Origin of the sequence: Neobacillus niacini (assembly GCF_023715415.1) — a bacterium.
Lineage (GTDB): Bacteria > Bacillota > Bacilli > Bacillales > Cytobacillaceae > Neobacillus > Neobacillus niacini_C.
Genome location: NZ_JAMBOB010000006.1, coordinates 119,730 through 138,666, shown reverse-complemented (window position 1 = coordinate 138,666; position 18,937 = coordinate 119,730). Strand labels below are relative to the sequence as shown.

Annotated in this window: 20 protein-coding genes; 7 read left to right on the top strand and 13 right to left on the bottom strand. The window is 35.4% G+C overall.

All coding sequences use genetic code 11. The features are described 5' to 3' along the window. Positions 1-31: 31 nt before the first annotated feature. Both pflB and M3189_RS15265 read right to left on the bottom strand, forming a co-directional pair. The gene (gene pflB / locus M3189_RS15270; RefSeq protein ID WP_251634939.1) at positions 32-2,257 is read right to left on the bottom strand and encodes a formate C-acetyltransferase; all 2,226 of its coding nucleotides are present in this window, start codon (positions 2,255-2,257) and stop codon (positions 32-34) included. 328 nt (positions 2,258-2,585) lie between these two features. Next, positions 2,586-3,038: a cupredoxin domain-containing protein gene (locus M3189_RS15265; protein ID WP_251634938.1), complete on the bottom strand. Its 453-nt coding sequence runs from the start codon at positions 3,036-3,038 to the stop codon at positions 2,586-2,588. 186 nt (positions 3,039-3,224) lie between these two features. Here M3189_RS15265 and M3189_RS15260 point away from each other — a divergent pair, with 186 nt between their 5' ends. Then, entirely contained in the window at positions 3,225-5,300 is a 2,076-nt protein-coding gene (locus M3189_RS15260; protein WP_251634937.1) for a phosphatidylglycerol lysyltransferase domain-containing protein, read from the top strand. 156 nt (positions 5,301-5,456) lie between these two features. After that, entirely contained in the window at positions 5,457-6,605 is a 1,149-nt protein-coding gene (locus M3189_RS15255; protein ID WP_251634936.1) for a D-alanyl-D-alanine carboxypeptidase family protein, read from the top strand. Positions 6,606-6,633: 28 nt separating this feature from the next. Here M3189_RS15255 and modB read toward each other — a convergent pair whose 3' ends face one another. The 3 genes from modB to M3189_RS15240 form a co-directional block, all read right to left on the bottom strand. Then, a complete protein-coding gene (gene modB / locus M3189_RS15250) occupies positions 6,634-7,299 on the bottom strand; it encodes a molybdate ABC transporter permease subunit (RefSeq protein WP_251634935.1) in 666 nt (221 codons plus the stop codon). A 5-nt stretch (positions 7,300-7,304) separates the two neighbouring features. Beyond that, on the bottom strand, positions 7,305-8,084 hold the full coding sequence (modA, locus tag M3189_RS15245; RefSeq protein ID WP_251634934.1) for a molybdate ABC transporter substrate-binding protein: 780 nt from the start codon (positions 8,082-8,084) through the stop codon (positions 7,305-7,307). A gap of 139 nt (positions 8,085-8,223) precedes the next feature. Continuing rightward, positions 8,224-8,466, bottom strand: a complete 243-nt coding sequence (locus M3189_RS15240; protein WP_251634933.1) for a YkuS family protein — start codon at positions 8,464-8,466, stop codon at positions 8,224-8,226. 97 nt (positions 8,467-8,563) lie between these two features. On the opposite strand from M3189_RS15240, the gene M3189_RS15235 reads away from it, so the two are divergent. Next, positions 8,564-8,695 (top strand): YuzL family protein, encoded by a 132-nt coding sequence (locus M3189_RS15235; protein ID WP_133367054.1) that lies wholly within the window; start codon positions 8,564-8,566, stop codon positions 8,693-8,695. A gap of 38 nt (positions 8,696-8,733) precedes the next feature. Here M3189_RS15235 and M3189_RS15230 read toward each other — a convergent pair whose 3' ends face one another. After that, positions 8,734-10,359 (bottom strand): ABC-F family ATP-binding cassette domain-containing protein, encoded by a 1,626-nt coding sequence (locus M3189_RS15230; protein WP_251634932.1) that lies wholly within the window; start codon positions 10,357-10,359, stop codon positions 8,734-8,736. Between the two features lie 216 nt (positions 10,360-10,575). Here M3189_RS15230 and M3189_RS26970 point away from each other — a divergent pair, with 216 nt between their 5' ends. Continuing rightward, the gene (locus M3189_RS26970; protein WP_256989117.1) at positions 10,576-10,710 is read left to right on the top strand and encodes a hypothetical protein; all 135 of its coding nucleotides are present in this window, start codon (positions 10,576-10,578) and stop codon (positions 10,708-10,710) included. Positions 10,711-10,762: 52 nt separating this feature from the next. Here M3189_RS26970 and M3189_RS15225 read toward each other — a convergent pair whose 3' ends face one another. After that, complete coding sequence (locus M3189_RS15225) at positions 10,763-11,362, bottom strand: SCO family protein (protein WP_251634931.1); 600 nt, start codon at positions 11,360-11,362, stop codon at positions 10,763-10,765. 95 nt (positions 11,363-11,457) lie between these two features. After that, positions 11,458-12,162, bottom strand: coding sequence for a Crp/Fnr family transcriptional regulator (locus M3189_RS15220; protein WP_251634930.1), 705 nt, complete (start codon positions 12,160-12,162; stop codon positions 11,458-11,460). 494 nt (positions 12,163-12,656) lie between these two features. Here M3189_RS15220 and M3189_RS15215 point away from each other — a divergent pair, with 494 nt between their 5' ends. Then, positions 12,657-14,585: an endonuclease MutS2 gene (locus M3189_RS15215; protein WP_251634929.1), complete on the top strand. Its 1,929-nt coding sequence runs from the start codon at positions 12,657-12,659 to the stop codon at positions 14,583-14,585. Positions 14,586-14,599: 14 nt separating this feature from the next. Here M3189_RS15215 and M3189_RS15210 read toward each other — a convergent pair whose 3' ends face one another. Beyond that, positions 14,600-14,746 (bottom strand): hypothetical protein, encoded by a 147-nt coding sequence (locus M3189_RS15210; protein ID WP_251634928.1) that lies wholly within the window; start codon positions 14,744-14,746, stop codon positions 14,600-14,602. A 101-nt stretch (positions 14,747-14,847) separates the two neighbouring features. Between M3189_RS15210 and M3189_RS15205 the strand changes: the two genes are divergently transcribed. Further along, positions 14,848-15,033 carry a cold-inducible protein YdjO-related protein gene (locus M3189_RS15205; RefSeq protein ID WP_179159289.1) on the top strand — a complete coding sequence of 62 codons (186 nt, stop codon included), beginning with the start codon at positions 14,848-14,850 and terminating at the stop codon, positions 15,031-15,033. 44 nt (positions 15,034-15,077) lie between these two features. Here the strand turns inward: M3189_RS15205 and M3189_RS15200 are convergent, their stop codons facing one another. The 4 genes from M3189_RS15200 to yhfH (M3189_RS15185) form a co-directional block, all read right to left on the bottom strand. After that, positions 15,078-15,329: a transcriptional regulator SplA domain-containing protein gene (locus tag M3189_RS15200; RefSeq protein WP_251635569.1), complete on the bottom strand. Its 252-nt coding sequence runs from the start codon at positions 15,327-15,329 to the stop codon at positions 15,078-15,080. Between the two features lie 19 nt (positions 15,330-15,348). Continuing rightward, the gene (locus M3189_RS15195) at positions 15,349-15,519 is read right to left on the bottom strand and encodes a hypothetical protein (RefSeq protein ID WP_251634927.1); all 171 of its coding nucleotides are present in this window, start codon (positions 15,517-15,519) and stop codon (positions 15,349-15,351) included. 110 nt (positions 15,520-15,629) lie between these two features. Beyond that, entirely contained in the window at positions 15,630-15,764 is a 135-nt protein-coding gene (gene yhfH / locus M3189_RS15190) for a protein YhfH (protein WP_251634926.1), read from the bottom strand. A gap of 82 nt (positions 15,765-15,846) precedes the next feature. After that, the gene (gene yhfH / locus M3189_RS15185; protein ID WP_095249655.1) at positions 15,847-15,981 is read right to left on the bottom strand and encodes a protein YhfH; all 135 of its coding nucleotides are present in this window, start codon (positions 15,979-15,981) and stop codon (positions 15,847-15,849) included. Between the two features lie 306 nt (positions 15,982-16,287). Here yhfH (M3189_RS15185) and M3189_RS15180 point away from each other — a divergent pair, with 306 nt between their 5' ends. Further along, entirely contained in the window at positions 16,288-18,831 is a 2,544-nt protein-coding gene (locus M3189_RS15180; protein ID WP_251634925.1) for a PAS domain S-box protein, read from the top strand. Positions 18,832-18,937: the final 106 nt, after the last annotated feature.

The window sequence follows — 18,937 nt, the reverse complement described above, 5'->3', positions numbered from 1 at the left end:
GCCCCTTAAAAAGGAGCCCCAAAATCTACGATTATAGTGATTCGTGGAAAGTACGGTTAATTACGTCTAACTGCTGTTCTTTTGTTAATTTGATGAAGTTAACCGCATAACCGGAAACACGAATGGTTAATTGTGGATATAATTCTGGATGTTCCATTGCATCCATTAATGTTTCCTTATTAAAGACGTTAACATTTAGATGGTGACCAGATTTGACTGCGTATCCGTCTAAGATAGAAACTAAATTTCGAACCTGACTTTCTTCTTCTTTACCTAATGCTTTAGGAACGATGGAGAAAGTATTTGAAATTCCATCCATTGCTGAGCTGTATGGCAGTTTAGCAACGGAAGATAGAGAAGCAAGTGTACCCTTTGTGTCACGACCATGCATTGGGTTTGCACCTGGTGCGAATGGTTCGCCAGTACGACGGCCGTCTGGTGTATTACCAGTCTTCTTACCATAAACTACGTTTGAAGTAATCGTCAAGATTGACATTGTATGAACGGAATTACGGTAGGTTTGGTGCTTACGTAATTTTTTCATAAATGTTTTTACGATTTCAACCGCAATACTGTCAACACGGTCATCGTTGTTTCCGTATTTAGGGAAGTCGCCAGTTGTTTCAAAATCAACAGCTAAGCCGTTTTCATCGCGAATGACTTTCACTTCAGCATATTTAATTGCACTTAATGAGTCAGCTACTACACTCAATCCAGCGATACCTGTTGCCATGGTACGTAAGATTTGAGAGTCATGTAGAGCCATTTCAATTCTTTCATAGCTGTACTTATCATGCATATAGTGAATAACATTCAAGGTGTTGATGTATAGACCTGCAAGCCATTCCATCATTTGATCAAACTTTTGCATAACTTCTTCGTAATTCAATACTTCTGAAGTGATTGGCTGATATTGTGGTCCCACTTGAATCTTTAATTTCTCATCCACACCACCGTTAATGGAGTAGAGTAGAGCTTTTGCAAGGTTCGCACGGGCGCCGAAGAACTGCATTTGTTTACCAATTTCCATAGCAGATACACAGCAAGCAATTCCATAATCATCACCGTACTCAGGACGCATGATATCGTCGTTTTCATATTGGATAGAGCTAGTTTTAATTGACATTTTTGCACAATATTTTTTAAAGTTCTCAGGAAGCTGTGGTGACCATAGTACGGTTAGGTTTGGTTCTGGTGCTGGACCTAAGTTATCTAATGTGTGTAGGAAACGGAAAGAGCTTTTTGTTACAAGTGAACGACTGTCAGATGCCATACCACCAATTGACTCTGTTACCCAAGTTGGGTCACCGCTGAATAAATCATTATAATCAGGTGTACGTGCAAATTTTACTAATCGAAGCTTCATGACAAAATGGTCAACAATTTCCTGTGCTTCCACTTCGGTTAAAGTACCATTTTCCAAGTCTCTTTCAATATAAATATCTAGGAAAGTAGATACGCGTCCAAGACTCATTGCGGCACCGTTTTGCTCTTTAATAGCAGCTAAGTATCCAAAATACAACCATTGGAATGCTTCTTGAGCAGTCGTAGCTGGCTGTGAAATATCAAAGCCGTGACTGCTGGCCATTTCTTTCAATTCTTTTAGTGCACGAATTTGTTCTGCAATTTCTTCGCGAAGACGCATATTGTCTTCCGTCATTACCTTGCTTGTATTCTTTTGATCATTTTGTTTTTCCTTGATTAAGAAATCTACTCCGTATAGTGCTACACGACGATAGTCACCGATAATACGACCACGGCCATAAGCATCAGGAAGTCCTGTAATAATCGCTGCCTTACGAGCCAACATCATTTCATCGGTATAAGCGTCAAAAACCCCTTGGTTGTGTGTTTTACGAAACTCTGTAAAGAATCTTTCAATTTCTGGATTTAGTTCGTATCCATAAGATTCTAATGCTGCTTTTGCCATCCGAATTCCACCGAAAGGCTGCATAGAGCGATTAAAAGGCTTGTCAGTTTGAACACCAACTACTTTTTCAAGTTCTTCATTTAAGTAACCAGGAGTGTGAGAAGTAATGGTAGATACTGTTTCAGTATCCATGTCTAGGACTCCGCCTTTTTCACGTTCCTGTGTTGTTAATTCCATTACTTGCTCCCAAAGCTTGTTTGTTGCATCTGTTGCACTTGCTAGGAAGCTGTCGTCACCTTCGTATTGGTTGTAGTTTTTTAGGATGAAATCTCGAACGTTAACTTCTTTTGTCCATGTACCTTTGGTAAAACCTTTCCATTGTTCCATTATTATTTCACCTCATAAGTTTGAATGAATTTTAATATAACAGTGTTGCTGTTATTTCTTAACTAAAGTATAACAGGTTTCTTGTGAATGGAATCACAAATATTGTTAACATATTGTGAACCTTAAATTCTATTGATTTATCAAGGTTTTTTATACCCTGTGTTAGGAGTAGTAAAAATCGTCTTTTAAAAACTGTACTATAATTATTTGAGAAAAAACTCAAACTGTTATATAAGAAGAAATCAATAATACCAACATGTTTATAGTGTAAACCAATGAAACAGGTACCCAATTACAATTAAAAAAGCAGGAGAGAAATCTCCTGCTTTTAATCGACGATAATGTCAGCAATCATTGGCCCATTATGATCTCTGTCTCCATGAACTTCACAAATCAAACGATACGTACCTTCTTTATCAATTTGGAGGGGCACCATTGTTTCTTCCCCTTTTTTGACGGTACCTTTAATGTCTGTACCTTCAATATAGAAGGGATGCTCTTCGCCATTAATACCACTAATGTAAAGGTTTACCTTTTCACCAGCGTCAACATTAATTGTTCCTGGATCCCAACGGTATACTTCTATTTCCTTTCCATCTTTTGTAGTACTGTTATATTCTACTGTGACCATATGAATTTCTCTAATATCCTCACTAGCTGTTTGATTGAAAACTGCTGTATCACCAGCTTTTAACAAGAACCAGGCAGAAATCGTTACGAGTAAGAATGCTGTTACCAAAATAAAAACAAGTGTATCTTTCTTTACTACTAAAAACTTCATTAGTAACCCCCCAATAATTTGTCCTATTCCATGTTTATGCAGAGAAGGGAGGTAAACTTGTCTCTTTTTAATAATTTTTTTTTATTGCTAGTACATATACTCTAGAAATGTGATAATTACTTTGATTTTCCAGCTGATAAGTTTATAGTTAATGTAGGAATGAAAGTACAGGTGGTAAGCGATCGTATGAAAAAAAGAAAAACATTTACAGTTGTAAAATTTCTCTTTCCCTTACTCTTATTAGTGTTTGCTTTACTTGAATTGAAAAAGTTTATTGGGAATTTAGATCTAGGATTACTTCAAACTGAAATTGTACAACTACGGTCTTGGACTTTAATCCTTATCTTTGTAGTAATGTTTGCTGCAGTGTTACCTATGCTTCTCTATGATGTAATGCTAATGAAAATTCTTGGAATAAAGGCTAGAAAAAAAGAAGTCCTGGAACAAGCTTTAATTGTGAATACCTACTCGAATTTATTTGGCTTTGGCGGCTTAATCGGGGCAATGTTAAGAACCTACTTCTATCATATATTTGAAAAGGATAAGCGAAGGTTGGTAGGAGGTATTGCGGCTGTTTCTTTTTTTTATATGACTGGAATGTCTTTGTTTGGACTATTAGTAGCTCTCGGTTTCAGCAACCATCCCATTTTTGTACAAACAAAATGGCTTTACTTTGGCGTACTGGGTATATCTTTATACTTGCCATTATTTTTTGGCATTCATATAGTTAAAAATAAGAGAGACAAGCAGCCTTTTATCACGTTTGTGGCAGGAGTAAAACTTTTTTTAATTTCAATAGTAGAGTGGACAGCCGTTTTTTGTGGTATTTGGTTTTTATCTTGGAGTATGGAAATACCTGTTACATTTGAACAGCTTTTTCCGGTTTATGTTGTGGCGGCTTGTGCTGGTATTATCAGTATGATACCAGGTGGGCTTGGTTCATTTGATCTCGTTTTTATTTGGGGAATGCAGGACTTACATGTTCCGGAAGAAAAAGTTCTAGTTATCCTATTATTCTACCGGATTGGATATTATTTGATTCCGTTTTTATTCAGTACGGTACTTTTTATTAAACGTTATTGGGAGAAATGGAACAAGTCATGGAGTAATATTCCTAACACAATCCTCCAAAATATTAGTCATGTCGTAGTTACGATTCTCGTTTTTCTTTCTGGTCTAATCCTGCTATTGTCTGCTAGTGTACCAGGCATAATAGATAGACTTAGAATCGCTCAGGAAATACTATCTTTTCCAATCATTAATATTTCTCATCAGCTCTCTGTGGCCGCAGGCTTCCTCTTACTTGGGTTATCACGAGGGATAGAATACAGCGTAAAAAGAACTTACGATTTGACCATGCTTGTGTTAATTCTTGCCGCCTTGTTTTCTATCTTTAAAGGAATTGATTACGAGGAAGCTATTTTTCTTATTACCGTTGCATTATTGCTAAGAACGTCAAAAGGACATTTTTATCGGGAAAGTTATGTCCTTACGTGGGGGAAAACTACAGTTGATATCTTGATAATTACGGTTATTATTTCAATGTATTTGGTGATTGGCTATTCTAATTTGCCATCTTCTAAAATTACCATCCCGTCCCAATTCTTGCCTTATGTTATTGAAGATTCATCAGATTTATTCAGCTCTGCGATGATTGGACTACTGATTGCATTATTTATCCTTTTTACAGGATATGTAATAAGTAAGCCGAAAAAGTGGAAATTTGAAACTTCGATTGGTCAAGAAGAAGCGATCCTAGAACATATAAATACCTATTATGGAAGTTTGTCGCATTTACGATTACTCGATGATAAATATATTTATTGGAATAGCAAGAAGAATGTCTTAATACCTTTTCAGCAGTATGCAGATAAACTAGTGATACTTGGGGATCTAATAGGTGATAATAACGAATTATCGAATGCGATTGAGGAGTTTCAGGAACAAGCAGACCGCTATGGATACACCCCCGTCTTCTACCAGGTTAGTGATGATATGCTGCCATATCTACATGGAAACGGCTATACCTTTTTTAAATTAGGCGGGAGAGTTTCGAAATATGCATTTGTTAGTGAAAAAATTGCAGCGCAAATTTATCTACATGGAAACGAGCTAAATCAATTTCAAGGATTAAGAAAATTTAAAGAAGAATATACAAACAAGTGGGAGTCTACATACTTAGGTTATAGAAGAAAATCAACATTTTCTTTACCATTAACAATGACTCAAATAACATTATTACTTTCAAAGCGACGAAGGTAGGAAATGGCTCGGCTATGGCTGAGCTATTTTTTATTGCGATTATTTCAAAATCACTTTAATAACCTTTCATTTGAATAACAATTGTTCTATAAACGTTTACATTCAATGAGAATTTGATAAAATCAGAAGATAAATAAAAAGTAAGGATGTTGTAAATTGTCAAAGTTTGTATCACTTTTTATGCTATTATTTCTTCTCTTATCAAACCAAACAAATAGCTACGCACAAGAAACCGAGCCTTTAGATATAAAATGTGAAGCTGCAGTGCTAATGGATTCAGAAACAGGTGCCATTTTATATAATAAAAATAGTGATGAAAAATTATACCCTGCAAGTTTGACGAAAATTGCAACAGCCATCTATGCAATTGAAAATGGAAACCTTGATGATGTTGTTACCATAAGTCCAAGGGCAGTAAAGGAAGAGGGAACAAGGGTTTATTTAGTTGAAGGTGAAAAGGTACCTTTAAAAAAGTTAATCCAAGGAATGTTGATTAACTCAGGGAATGATGCAGCAGTAGCAATCGCTGAACATATTGACGGAAGTGTAGAACAGTTTGCAGTAAATATCAATAAGTATTTATCGGAGCAAATCGGGGTAAGCAATACAAATTTTACTAATCCAAATGGATTGTTTAATGAAAATCATTATACAACTGCAAAAGATTTAGGCTTAATAACCAATTATGCAAAAAAAAATCCTGTGTTCACTGAAATTTTCGGAACCAAGGAGCTTCCTTGGAGTGGGGAGTCCTGGGAAACGACACTCCTGACCCACCATCGTCTTTTAAAAGGGGAGATTCCTTTTGAAGGAATTACTGGTGGAAAAACTGGTTTTGTCAATGAATCAAAACATACATTAGCAACAACAGCGGAAAATGAAAATATAAAGCTGACTGCAATCGTATTAAAAGGGGAAAGAAGCAAGGATACTTATCAGGATACCGAAAGACTGATAGAATATGGTTTGAAAAACTTTCACCATCGTGTGATTAAACAAGACGAGTTATTCAAAATGAAAGAAAAAGAATATTACACTATAAGTGATATTGTTATTACAGAGCATGTCGATGGTTCAGAAGAAAGTATTACAAATCAAGGTATACTCGAAGTAGTGAACGATGGTGTAGTCACTCAAACTATACAACTAGAAGCAAAAGAATTTGAACCAGTAAATGGTAAAGTAAAAGAGGAAAAGCTGTTAACTAGTGAGGAGAGCAGTGTAAATATTATTTATGGAATTATTCTTTTTGCATGTGCAGGACTTTTTCTGGGTGTAAGAAAAAAATTGGTGAAAAGACCATGATGAAAAAAGTCATGAAGAGATAGACTCTTCATGACTTTTTTTGAATCATATTCGAAAGTAGCAGCATGAGAAAAGAAATGAGTACCATTGATAGAACGAAGGACCAAGCCAAGCTCATGTTACCGGATTCCATCGCAACATAAATCGCTGTTGGAGCTGTTTGTGTTTTTCCTGGGATATTCCCAGCAAACATTAATGTTGCTCCAAATTCACCTAAAGCTCGCGCAAAGCTCATTATCAGCCCGGAGATTATTGCAGGAAGCGTCAATGGCAGGGATACTAATAAAAATACCTTTCCTCTGCTTCCGCCATCTACCTTAGCTGCATCTTCTATATCTTTATCGACTGATTGAAAACCTAATTTAACAGATTGATACATAAGTGGAAATGCAACCGTGCTTGAAGCAATAATCGCTGCCCAGGGTGTAAACATGATGGAATGTTGGAAAAATCCCTCGATTAAAGCACCGATTGGACTGTTTCTTCCAAAAAAGTAAATAAGTAAAAATCCTATCACCGTTGGCGGTAAAACGATAGGCATCATCAGGAAGGTTTCAAGCAGCATTTTTCCTTTGAATTTCTTGTTATATAATAGTCTAGCAAACAATATGCCAAAAAAACTAACAATAATGACGGATATAAAAGCGACTTCTATAGAGAATCTAAGGGGTTGCCAAAATTCATATGCAAGCATGATCATCAATCCAATACTATAAAGCCATATTTTTCAAAAATTGTTTTTGCGGTATCACTTTGTAAATAGTCAAGAAATTTCTTAGCTTCCAATTTATGAGGTGTGGTTTTTATTATGCCTGCAGGATAAATAATCGGATCGTGAGTCTGTTCACCTGCAACTGCCACAACATTAACCTTATCAGATGCTTTTACATCTGTCATATAAACAATACCTGCGTCAACATTACCTGTTTCAACATAAGTAAGTACTTGTCGGACATCCTTTGTTTGAATGACAATGGGTTGAATTTGTTCCCAAACACCGGTATTTTGGAGTGTTTGTTTCGCATATTTACCGGCTGGAACAGACTCTGGTATACCTATTGCCATTTTTTTGATTTGACTGTTGGTTAAATCAGCAAAACCATTCAGTTGTACAGGATTTTCTTTGTTAGTGATTAATACAAGCTGGTTACCTAAGAAATCAATCTGCCTTTCTTCATCGATTAAACCTTCTTGAAATAATTCGGTAAATTGATCATGTGATGCAGAAAGGAAAATATCGACTGGTGCTCCTTGAAGGATTTGTTGTTTCAAAGCCCCTGAGCTTCCTATATTGTACAAAATTTTGATGTTTTTATTTTCTTTCTCGAAATTCCCTTTTATTTCTATTAGAGACTCATTAAGACTTGCAGCAGCAGAAATGGTCAATTCTACTGTTTTTGTTTGGGATGATTCCTTAGATGAACATGCCGATAGACCAAGTACGACAAGGGCAAGACCGACAAGAAATAACTTTTTCATGTATTACGTCCTCTCAAAATCTATCAAAGTGTCTCTATCATTATAACGAAAGAAAATTATTGATTAAAGTATGAGGTATAAAAAAAACTGCCGTATGTGGCAGTTTAGGTAAAAAATACATGATTGTGTTGATTTAGGCTTACTGGAGTCTGCTTTCTACCTGCTGACAGACTTCATCTGCGGTCATTCCATTTGCTTCAATAACTGAGCCTTTTGTAAAGGTATCCTGCATACCCATTACATTAGAATCTAAACCTGTAACAACACAGCAATCGCAGCTCTGTGCATCAGATTCCTGTCTTAATTGAACCACATCATGTCCTTTTTCTCTTAAGGCTTGTTGAATATCTGATAGAGATTCTTCTACACCAATTTTCGCCATACAAAACACCTCCTCAATCAATAGCATGCCAAAGTTCCCCATAATTATTCTGTATAAGTCACGATTATCTTCAAAAACTAAAAGAGGAGGTGTAACCATGGGAAAACGAAAAAAGGATCCATCCACCATTGGCCTAGCGTCGCCGCAGGTTGAAGGCCAAGGAACAACAACAACAGAAACAGGAACAAGAGAAGCATCATCCTCACGTAGAAAACAGAAGAAAGATTAATAAAGAAAAGCGGGCACCCGATGTGCCCGCTTTACTTATTAATTATTGTTATACATCTCTGCCACTTGTTTTTGAACATCACTATTTTCTAAATACTCATCATAAGTCATTTGCTTATCAACTAATCCATTTGGTGTTAATTCGAAAATCCGGTTTGCAACAGTTTGGATAAACTGGTGGTCATGAGAAGAAAAGAGAAGAGAACCTTTAAAGTTTATCAACCCATTGTTTAATGCAGTAATAGATTCCAAATCAAGATGGTTTGTCGGCTCATCAAGAAGTAAAACGTTTGCTCCATTTAACATCATCTTAGAGAGCATGCAACGAACCTTTTCTCCTCCAGAAAGGACGCTTGCTTTCTTAAGCACTTCTTCCCCAGAAAATAACATTCTGCCTAGGAATCCTCTTAAGAAGCTTTCGCTTTCATCTTTAGGAGAGAACTGACGAAGCCAATCAACCAAATTCAATTCGCTGTTTTCAAAATACTCGGAGTTATCCTTAGGGAAATACGCTTGAGAAGTGGTAATACCCCATTTAAATGTTCCGCTGTCAGCTTCCATTTCACCCATTAATATTTTGAAAAGAGTTGTTTTCGCAACTTCATTCGGTCCAACAAGAGCAATTTTATCACCCTTGTTCATAAAAAAGCTTACGTTATTAAGGACTTTTACACCGTCAATTGTTTTTGTTAATCCTTCCACCATTAATAAATCATTACCAATTTCTCGTTCAGGTGTAAACCCTACGAACGGATAGCGGCGAGAGGATGGTCGAATGTCGTCTAGCGTAATTTTATCTAATAGCTTCTTACGAGAAGTTGCCTGCTTTGACTTAGAAGCATTCGCACTAAATCGAGCAATAAAAGCCTGTAGCTCTTTAATTTTTTCTTCTTTCTTTTTGTTGGCATCAGAAGTAAGTCTTGTAGCTAATTGACTTGACTCATACCAGAAATCATAGTTACCTACATAAATTTGAATTTTACCAAAGTCTAAATCAGCAATATGAGTACAAACTTTATTTAAGAAATGACGGTCATGGGATACGACAATGACTGTATTTTCAAAGTTAATCAAGAACTCTTCTAACCATTGAATAGCCTTAATATCTAAGTGGTTCGTCGGCTCATCCAGTAGTAGTACGTCAGGTCTGCCAAATAGAGCCTGCGCTAAAAGAACCTTTACCTTTTCAGAACCAGTTAAATCAGCCATTTTTTTATAATGTAAGTCTTCTCCAATACCTAGACCTTTTAAAAGAATAGATGCTTCTGGCTCTGCTTCCCAACCATTTAGTTCAGCAAATTCACCTTCTAACTCGGCTGCTTTCATTCCATCTTCATCTGTGAAGTTTTCCTTCATATAGATTGCATCTTTTTCTTGCATTACTTGATATAGTCTTGCGTGACCCATAATGACGGTCTTTAATACTTCTTGTTCCTCGTATTCATAATGGTTCTGTTTTAATACAGCCATCCGTTCGTTTGGACCAAGTTGAACAGTACCGGTTTGAGATTCAATTTCTCCAGATAGGATTTTTAGAAATGTTGACTTTCCAGCACCATTTGCACCAATTAGGCCATAGCAATTTCCAGGTGTAAACTTAATGTTTACATCTTCAAATAACTTACGGTCACCATATCTTAAACTTACGTTACTAACAGTTATCATTTTATCATTATCCTCCAACAGCAAAATATCTACTAATTATACCATTAAATTGGATGAAGAGCGAATTCTTTGTAGAAGGAGAGAATTTAATAGAAGAAAATAAAATAAATTGCAGAAAATTTTTCTAATTTTTTTTCTTCGTTTTCACACTTTATTCATATTTTTGTTGTAGAATTATTGTAAAGAAGAAGTGAAGGAATAAAGTAGGTGAGAAGTATGTCGAAAAAGCAACTTACTGAACTCGTTAACAAGTTAAAACAGGCCGGAATAAAAGCAAGTTTAACCAAACCAAAGTCCAACTACCTATTATCTCTGCAACAAATAAAAAAGTTTCCTTCATCCGTGAATTAAATAGGTATTAAAAAGCGATTAATCCTAGGGACTAACCGCTTTTTTTATGCACTTATTTAATTTCATCCATGATTTCTTCATAGACTTCTTGTTTATCAAAATCTTCTCCCATTGGGAACTTTGAAATGAATTTATTGTTATCATCAATTAAATAGGTAAACGACGTATGAACAAATTGACCATTCCCTGGGTCTTTGTATTGAAACTGGAGTGATTCTGCAACTTCCCTAATCTTTTTTTGGTCAGCTTTGATGTTTTCTTGATCACCAGTGAGGAAAATCCAATTATCAGAATTTGGAATTTCAAAAGCCTTCATATATTTTTGTATTACTTCAGGTGTGTCATGGTAGGGATCTATAGTAATCGTAAGGAATTCAATTTCTTTACCGAAGACGTTGCTTTTTTCTAAATCACTTTGTAATTGCACCATCTTTTGCGTAGTGGTGGGGCAAATATCTGGACAATTCGTATAAATAAATTCAACAAGTTTAAGTTTTTTATCATCACCAAAACTATAAGATTCACCATTCTGATTAATCAAGGTAATATTTGCAGGTACTTTGGAGCTTGCATCCCTTATGAGAAAAAAAGAGATTCCAGCTGTAATCAATAGAAACACTGCTAAACTACATATTAGATAGATTTTTTTCATATTTTCTCCCTCCTATCTTAAAGGATAAAGAAGTTTTTTGTAAAAAGATGTGGATATTTCGTGAACAAAATTAAGATGGAGAGACAAAACTCCATCTAGTCAATCGTACAATGGGAAACTGGACAGTTTCCGCAATCATTTTCTACCTTAAGAAAATCAATATTATGAATGATGATTTTTTTATGGTCGATAGAAATAATTTGCTTTTTTTTCAAGTCCGTTAGCAGTCGACTGACGATTTCTCTAGCTGTTCCACAAAAATGGGCTAAATCCTGTGTGGTAATAGGGACGGTGATATGTATACCATCCTCTTTATGTAAGCCGTAGCTATTTGATAATCGAATTAATGTAGAATATAGTGCACCTTTTTTACCGTATAGTACTAAATCTCGAAATTTAGTCATGGTTCTTCTAATATGATCATTCATCCATTTAATAAATTGATAGCCAAGATTACTGTTTTGAAATAACGCTTTCTCTAACATGTCTAATTGAATACCAGCCACATGTCCATCTTCAATTACTCTTGCATTAAAAATATATCTTGGATCCTCGGTAAAGAGAGTCAGCTCACCAATGATGTCATGCCCCGAGCATAAGCGTAAATATAATTCTTCACCCTCAGCATTCATTTTCGATATTTGAATTCTCCCAGCTAGTATAAGGAACATTTCTGAGGCAGGCTGACCCTCTTGAAATAGAAACGATCCCTTTTTTATTTCAATTATTCTTCCTGCATACTGTAAGAGTTCTATTAATTCGTTGGTTAACAGATTCTCTGATTGTGTGTCAGTAGTCATTTATCCCACCTGTAATTATACGACTTACGTTAATAATAAGTGCTAAACAAGTAAAGAAATAGTCAATATAAAGTCAATACTGTTAAACATTTATGACTTTTTGCATATACTAAAAGAGGTTGATTGCTTTGACAAATGATTCTGATTATTGTATTCTTTAAAGGAATTATTATCTTCTTAATAAGGGAGTATGTTGTATGTTAGGTGTCGTTCTTAACTAATCCAATCAATTGGATATTTTCATTCCATTTTGCCTTGTTCATTTTTTATGAATGAATATAGGCCTATTTGAGTGCGTTTTGGAATGAAGTTAAGAACAATGGGCATACCAAGCATACAGTTTTTCTCCATGCTGCTGTGTACCTACTAAGTAGACAGTTTTTTTATGGATAAAATTATGTATACAAAAACGAGCAAATACTCGTTTTATTTAGCTTAGCCGCGATGACATTGTTCATTGCGGCTATTTTTATTTTATTTTGGAGGGAAAAACATTGAATACTCATACGTTTAAAGTTTTGGAAGTACAAGAAATTAAAGAAAGAATAGCAGCATTTGCATTGACGAATGAAGGGAAAGAAAAAATCAATAATCTTACCCCATCTACACATCTAAAACAAATTGAAGCTTGGCTGGATGAAGTGTCTGAAGCAGTCGAAATACTCAAGAAGAGCTCGAGTGTACCAGTTCATGGTCTGGGAGGGATGGAACAAATATTATCTAAATTAAACAAAGGTATCGCACTGCGACCCGACCAATTATCTAAGCTTTATGATTTCTTAGAGTGTTGCGGAAAAATGCGCAGATTCATGAAGGATAAGGAATACTATGCTCCAAGAGTAACCTCATATGTGGATGTGATTGAGGAATTGCCGGAGCTTGCTGGTGAAATTATTCGCTGTATTCGAAATGGAAGGGTAGATGATTATGCAACAAAAGAATTATTGAAAATTAGAAAACAGATTGCCATTCATGAAGAGCGACTAAAAGAAAAAACGATGCAGTTGATTCGATCTAACAAATATAAAACGTATCTACAAGAGAATGTTGTCAGTCAAAGAGATGGAAGATATGTTATTCCAATTAAGAAGGAATATCGAAATAAAATTAAAGGAACTGTTTTAGATACTTCTGCTTCAGGTTCAACATTATTTATTGAACCTGAAGAAATTGCTGTTTACCAAGAACAATTAACCTGGCTGTTTGCAGATGAAGATGTCGAAGTCCAAAAGGTTTTGTCCTATTTAACCGGATTAGTAGAAGAGAAAGAGCAGCAAATTGTATTAGCCATTGAAACAATGGTCCATTACGACTTTTTGTTTGCGAAGGCGAAATATAGTCGTTCTATTAATGGTGTTAAAGTAAGGGTTAATGATGAGCAGGAGATAAAATTAATTCAGGCTAAGCATCCTCTCCTTGATGATAAAGCCGTTCCGTTATCATTAGAAATGAAGGCTGGCCAAAATGCACTAGTGATAACCGGACCTAATACGGGCGGAAAAACTGTAAGTATAAAAACGGTAGGTTTGTTGACTCTCATGGTACAGTGCGGTCTCCATATCCCAGCATCAGAAGAAAGTAATCTAAATATCTTTCAACGTATCCTAGTGGATATTGGTGACGGCCAAAGTATTACTGAAAATTTAAGTACATTTAGTTCGCGGATAGTCAATATTATTGAAATCCTTAAGAATACAAATGACCAGACTTTAGTTCTTCTCGATGAGCTTGGTTCAGGAACTGATCCAGGGGAAGGAATGGGACTAGCGACTGCAATTTTAGAGCAGCTATTCAATAAAGGAGCGATGCTTTTAGCTACGACCCACTATAGTGAAATAAAAGAGTTTGCACAAGAACATCCAGGATTTATTAATGGGTCGATGGAATTTGATATTGAGACCCTTAGTCCGACGTACACTCTTACTATCGGAAGAGGAGGGGAGAGTCAGGCATTTGCAATTGCTTTAAAACTAGGGATTCATCCGAAAATTATAGAGAGAGCACATCAAGTAACTTATAAAGAAAATAAAAACTATGCTAATAAAGAAACAGATTTCTGGAAACAGAAGGAATTAGAAAAACAAGTAATTGTAAATAAATACAAAAACCGAAAAAAAGCCGTTATACGGGAGGATAAGATTCCTGAATTCTTACAAGGGGACAATGTGAAGATTTCACCAACTAATGAACTCGGGATTGTGTATAGTGGTCCTGATCAACAAGGAAATTATCTGATTCAGGTCAAAGGAGAGAAAGTATCCGTCAACCACAAAAGGATAAAGCTCTATATCGCTGCTAAAGAACTATATCCAGACGATTATGATTTTGATATTATCTTTCAATCAAAAGAGAATAGGAAGAAAAGTAAAATACTTTCAAAAAGGCATGATAATGAGATAATCATTGATTATACAGATATATAAAGGAAACAGCCTTCCTACTTGGAAGGCTGCTGATTATTAGCGTATTTTTCAGCAAGCAGCTGTTTTACTTGGTTATAACTTAAGCCTGACTGGCTGTTTAATCTCTTTACCTCTTCGATATTGGTTCCAACTACAGTTACTTTTTTTTCGTTCGATTTCATTTAAAATATTCCTTCCTAATTTTGTTTTATGGTAAAGATTACTTTTGAACAAATGAAAAGGACATTTTTGGTACATACTATAAAAAAAGGAGGCGGTTCCCATTTTTTATGGTAAAAGGGCTAAGGATGAAGAAATTGAAGTAATTATGCTTGAAACCGAAATCTATTCTTGCATGGACAATGCCTGTATTGGCTGGATGCGAAAAGAGTTTGTAACAGACGACTTGCTTTGTCCAATGTGTGGAAATGAAATGGCAACAGAAATAAGAGAGCTTCCGAAAATATAAAGAGGAATGTATTCAAAAAGACTGTCAAAATAAATGACAGTCTTTTATTCTTCTCCAAAATCAAAGAAATGACCTTCGTATGCTTTTTGAGCAGATTCAGAAGTAGGGAAAAGAGCGTCATCGTCTTCAATCACATGAAAGGTTTCGTTTAAGAATAAGGCAAGTGCATTTGGATCCTTCGGATGAGTGACAATTTCAGCAGCCTGTATATTAGCAACAGTTGGTACATGTGGATTACGATAGATGACAAAAACTTCATCTCCTGGCTTAGCACTTGAAATATCAACTATGTCCATATCCATTTACCTTCCTCTTTTATAGATTTTCATTTTGTTGACGAATTTCATCGCCAGCTAACATGATTGTCGCATCCTCTATATCCTTATGTTTGTCGACTGAATCACCTGGAACATATTTTTGAGAAGGATATATTCCCCCTTGAATGGATGTTTGCTTCTTTTTAAAAGAAGTAGTATCTTTTGCCACACAAACACCTCCTTAACTAAGCTTCTGCAATCTGAAATGTGTTTATTCCTTCCTTAATATAGAATACAAAAAAACTCCCCATTCGACTTGGGGAGCAGATACCTTCTATTCTATTCGTCTTTATTAGCTAAACAGCGGTCGCACTCCATTAAATAGCTTTCTGCTTGCTCTTCCATATGCTGCCCGCATTCTGGACATTCCTTTTTTGGTAAAGTGCGGAAAAATTCAACTGGACTCATTAACATTCGTATACCTCCCCTTTTTTAATACAGTTTATTAACCGTTGATTTGTTGTAGTACAGTATATTGAAAAAAATTATGGTATCTTTATTCTTCTCTTTTGGCTAAACAGCGATCGCATTCCATTAAGTAGCTCTCTGCTTGTTCTTCCATGTGCTGCCCACATTCTGGACATTCCTTTTTTTGTAAAGTGCGGAAAAATTCAACTGGATTTACTAACATGATTAAAAATCTCCTCCTTTTTTAATACAGTTTATTTATTACCAACCTGTTGTAGTACAGTATAATCAAAAAAAGTAAATTTGTGTAGTCCTTTTTGATAAATAATTTAATTTTTTTGAAAAATGATTCATTTATCCTGTATCAATATTTTGTGCAAGTTTGTTCCTGCTATGTACGTCGTAAAAATATTATTTGGTTAAAATAATGTAAATTCGACAATTTTGTGAACTAAAACACTTCCCTACCGAATTTGTTTCCATTACAATCAGAGTAGAAAGAGAAAAGCTCAAAGGGGGAATGCCGTAAATGGATACAGTTTCTGGCGAATTTCATCCATTTTTAATTGTTATCGCCATAGCGCTAACCATCATGGCTTCATATACAGGTTTAGATATGTTTACGTTAATAAAAAATTCAAAGAATAATAAAAGGCTTTTATATCTTGGCGGCTCTATATCGATGGGAGTAGGGATATGGGTCATGAATTTCGTCGGGTTAATAGCTGCAGATATAAATCGTTTTTCTAATTACCAAATTCCACTGACGATTTTGTCTATCATTATAGGGATTGCCTTTTCAGGAATGGCCTTTATTCCTTTATTCGGTAAAGAAGTTCGTGCAATTCATTTGTTTTTTGGGAGTTTATTTTTAACAACAGCAGTTTTTGCTATTCATATTATAAGTATTTATGCTATGAATCTGACGATTGAATATAATGTTCCGATTTTTGTGTTTTCGGGACTATTAATATTTGGGTCTTTTTTATTTTCCCTATGGATTCTTTTTTCATCTAAAACATACTCAAAAGGAAATCAGACATGGTTAAAACCAATTAGTGCCCTTATTATTTCAGGTGCGATTGTAGAAGGGCATTTTCTTTTAAAAAGAGCCTCGACGATTATTTCTACCAATAATCCACTGAATGAAATCATTAATGAGGAGACATTCTTAATCTACCTGGTATTATTTGTAACAGTTTTAATAATAAGCGGGTTAATAGCCTCTAGTACCTTAATTAGTAAGCAACTAGCCGAAACGGATACGAACCTAAATGATATCAAAGCTGCTTTAGATGCATCGACAATTGTAGCCATTACTGATCCTTTAGGTACGATTGTTTATGTCAATGATAAGTTTGAAGAAATTTCAAAGTATAAAAAGGAAGAAATTATCGGAAAGAACCATCGGATGTTAAATTCAGGGTATCACCCTAAAGAGTTTTTTCAGGATTTGTGGACAACTATACAAATGGGGAAGACATGGAGGGGTGAGATTAGAAATAAAGCAAAAGATGGTTCTTTTTATTGGGTAGATACAACGATTGTCCCTTTCTTAGACAAAAAGGGGAAACCTATTCAATATATTGCCATTCGTTCTGATATAACCAATCGAAAGAATGCGGAGCAGTCTCTTTTAGCATCGATAAAAGAAACTCAAGATATTACCTTTGCCCTTGATCAATCGTCTATTATTGCGATTACAGATGAAAAGGGAAAGATTACTAGTGTAAATGATAAATTCTGTGAAATATCGAAATACAGCCGGGAGGAATTACTAGGTGAGGATCATAGAATTTTAAATTCTGGCTACCATTCTAAAGATTTCTTCAAAAATCTCTGGAGGACGATTGGTCAAGGCGCGGTATGGAAGGGCGAAATATGTAACAGTGCAAAAGATGGTACACTATATTGGGTTGACACGACTATCGTTCCATTTTTAAATGACAATGGGAAGCCATATCAATATGTTGCCATTCGTACCGATATTTCTAATCGGAAAAGAGCAGAAGAGCATTTAAAGGAATCAATAAAGGATAATACAGATATACGTTTTGCGCTCGACCAATCGACAATTGTTGCCTTTACAGATGCGAAAGGAATTATTACAAGTGTAAATGATAAGTTCTGTGAGATTTCAAAATATAGCCGGGAAGAGATTATTGGAAAAGACCATGCCATCTTAAACTCAGGCCAACATCCAAAATTATTCTTTAAGGATTTGTGGAAAACGATTGGTGAAGGAAAGGTTTGGAAAGGCGAAATAAGAAATAAAGCCAAGGATGGAACTTACTATTGGGTGGACACGACGATTGTTCCTTTCTTAAATGAAAATGGAAAGCCATATCAATATGTAGCGATTCGAAATGATATTACAGAACGTAAGAAAACGGAAGAAGTACTCCATCGACAGGATAAGCTAGCTGCTGTTGGCCAATTAGCAGCGGGTGTAGCCCATGAAATTCGTAATCCGCTGACATCTATGAAGGGCTATGCAGAGTTTCTAACATTAGATGAGCAAGATCCTGAACGTTTGGAATTTATGAATATCATTTTAGATGAAATTGAGCGAGTAAATACTATTGTAGAGGACTTCATGGTTTTGGCAAAACCTAAAATGGTGGAGTTAGAGGAAAAGAACGTGGTTCCAGTAATTAAAAATGTGGTTTCCCTTTTAGAATTTGAAGCAAGAAAGAAGCATGTTAAACTGACGTTTGATTGTCCCCATGAAATTATCCAAATTGAGTGTGACGAAAACCGCTTAAAGCAAGTATTTTTGAACTTTATTAAAAACGGGATAGAAGCAATGCCAAATGGCGGGGAACTGCACGTGAAAACAATGATTCAGGACAATAATGTCCAAATATCCATTCAGGACACTGGGGTTGGGATACCAAAAGAAAAATTAAAACAACTCGGTGAACCATTCTATACAACGAAGAAAAATGGAAACGGACTTGGATTAATGGTCTCATTCAAAATTATTGAAAATCATAATGGAAAAGTTTTTGTTGAGAGTGAGCCAAATAAAGGAACAACTTTCAATATCCTCTTACCTGCAAAACCTGCATGATGAAAAATGGAAGACACTGTCTTCCGTTTTTTTTTTTTTTGCTGCCCTTTCAAACAATTCAAAAAATAGACAATTATTTTTTAAAAAAACAAAGCTACATTTAGGA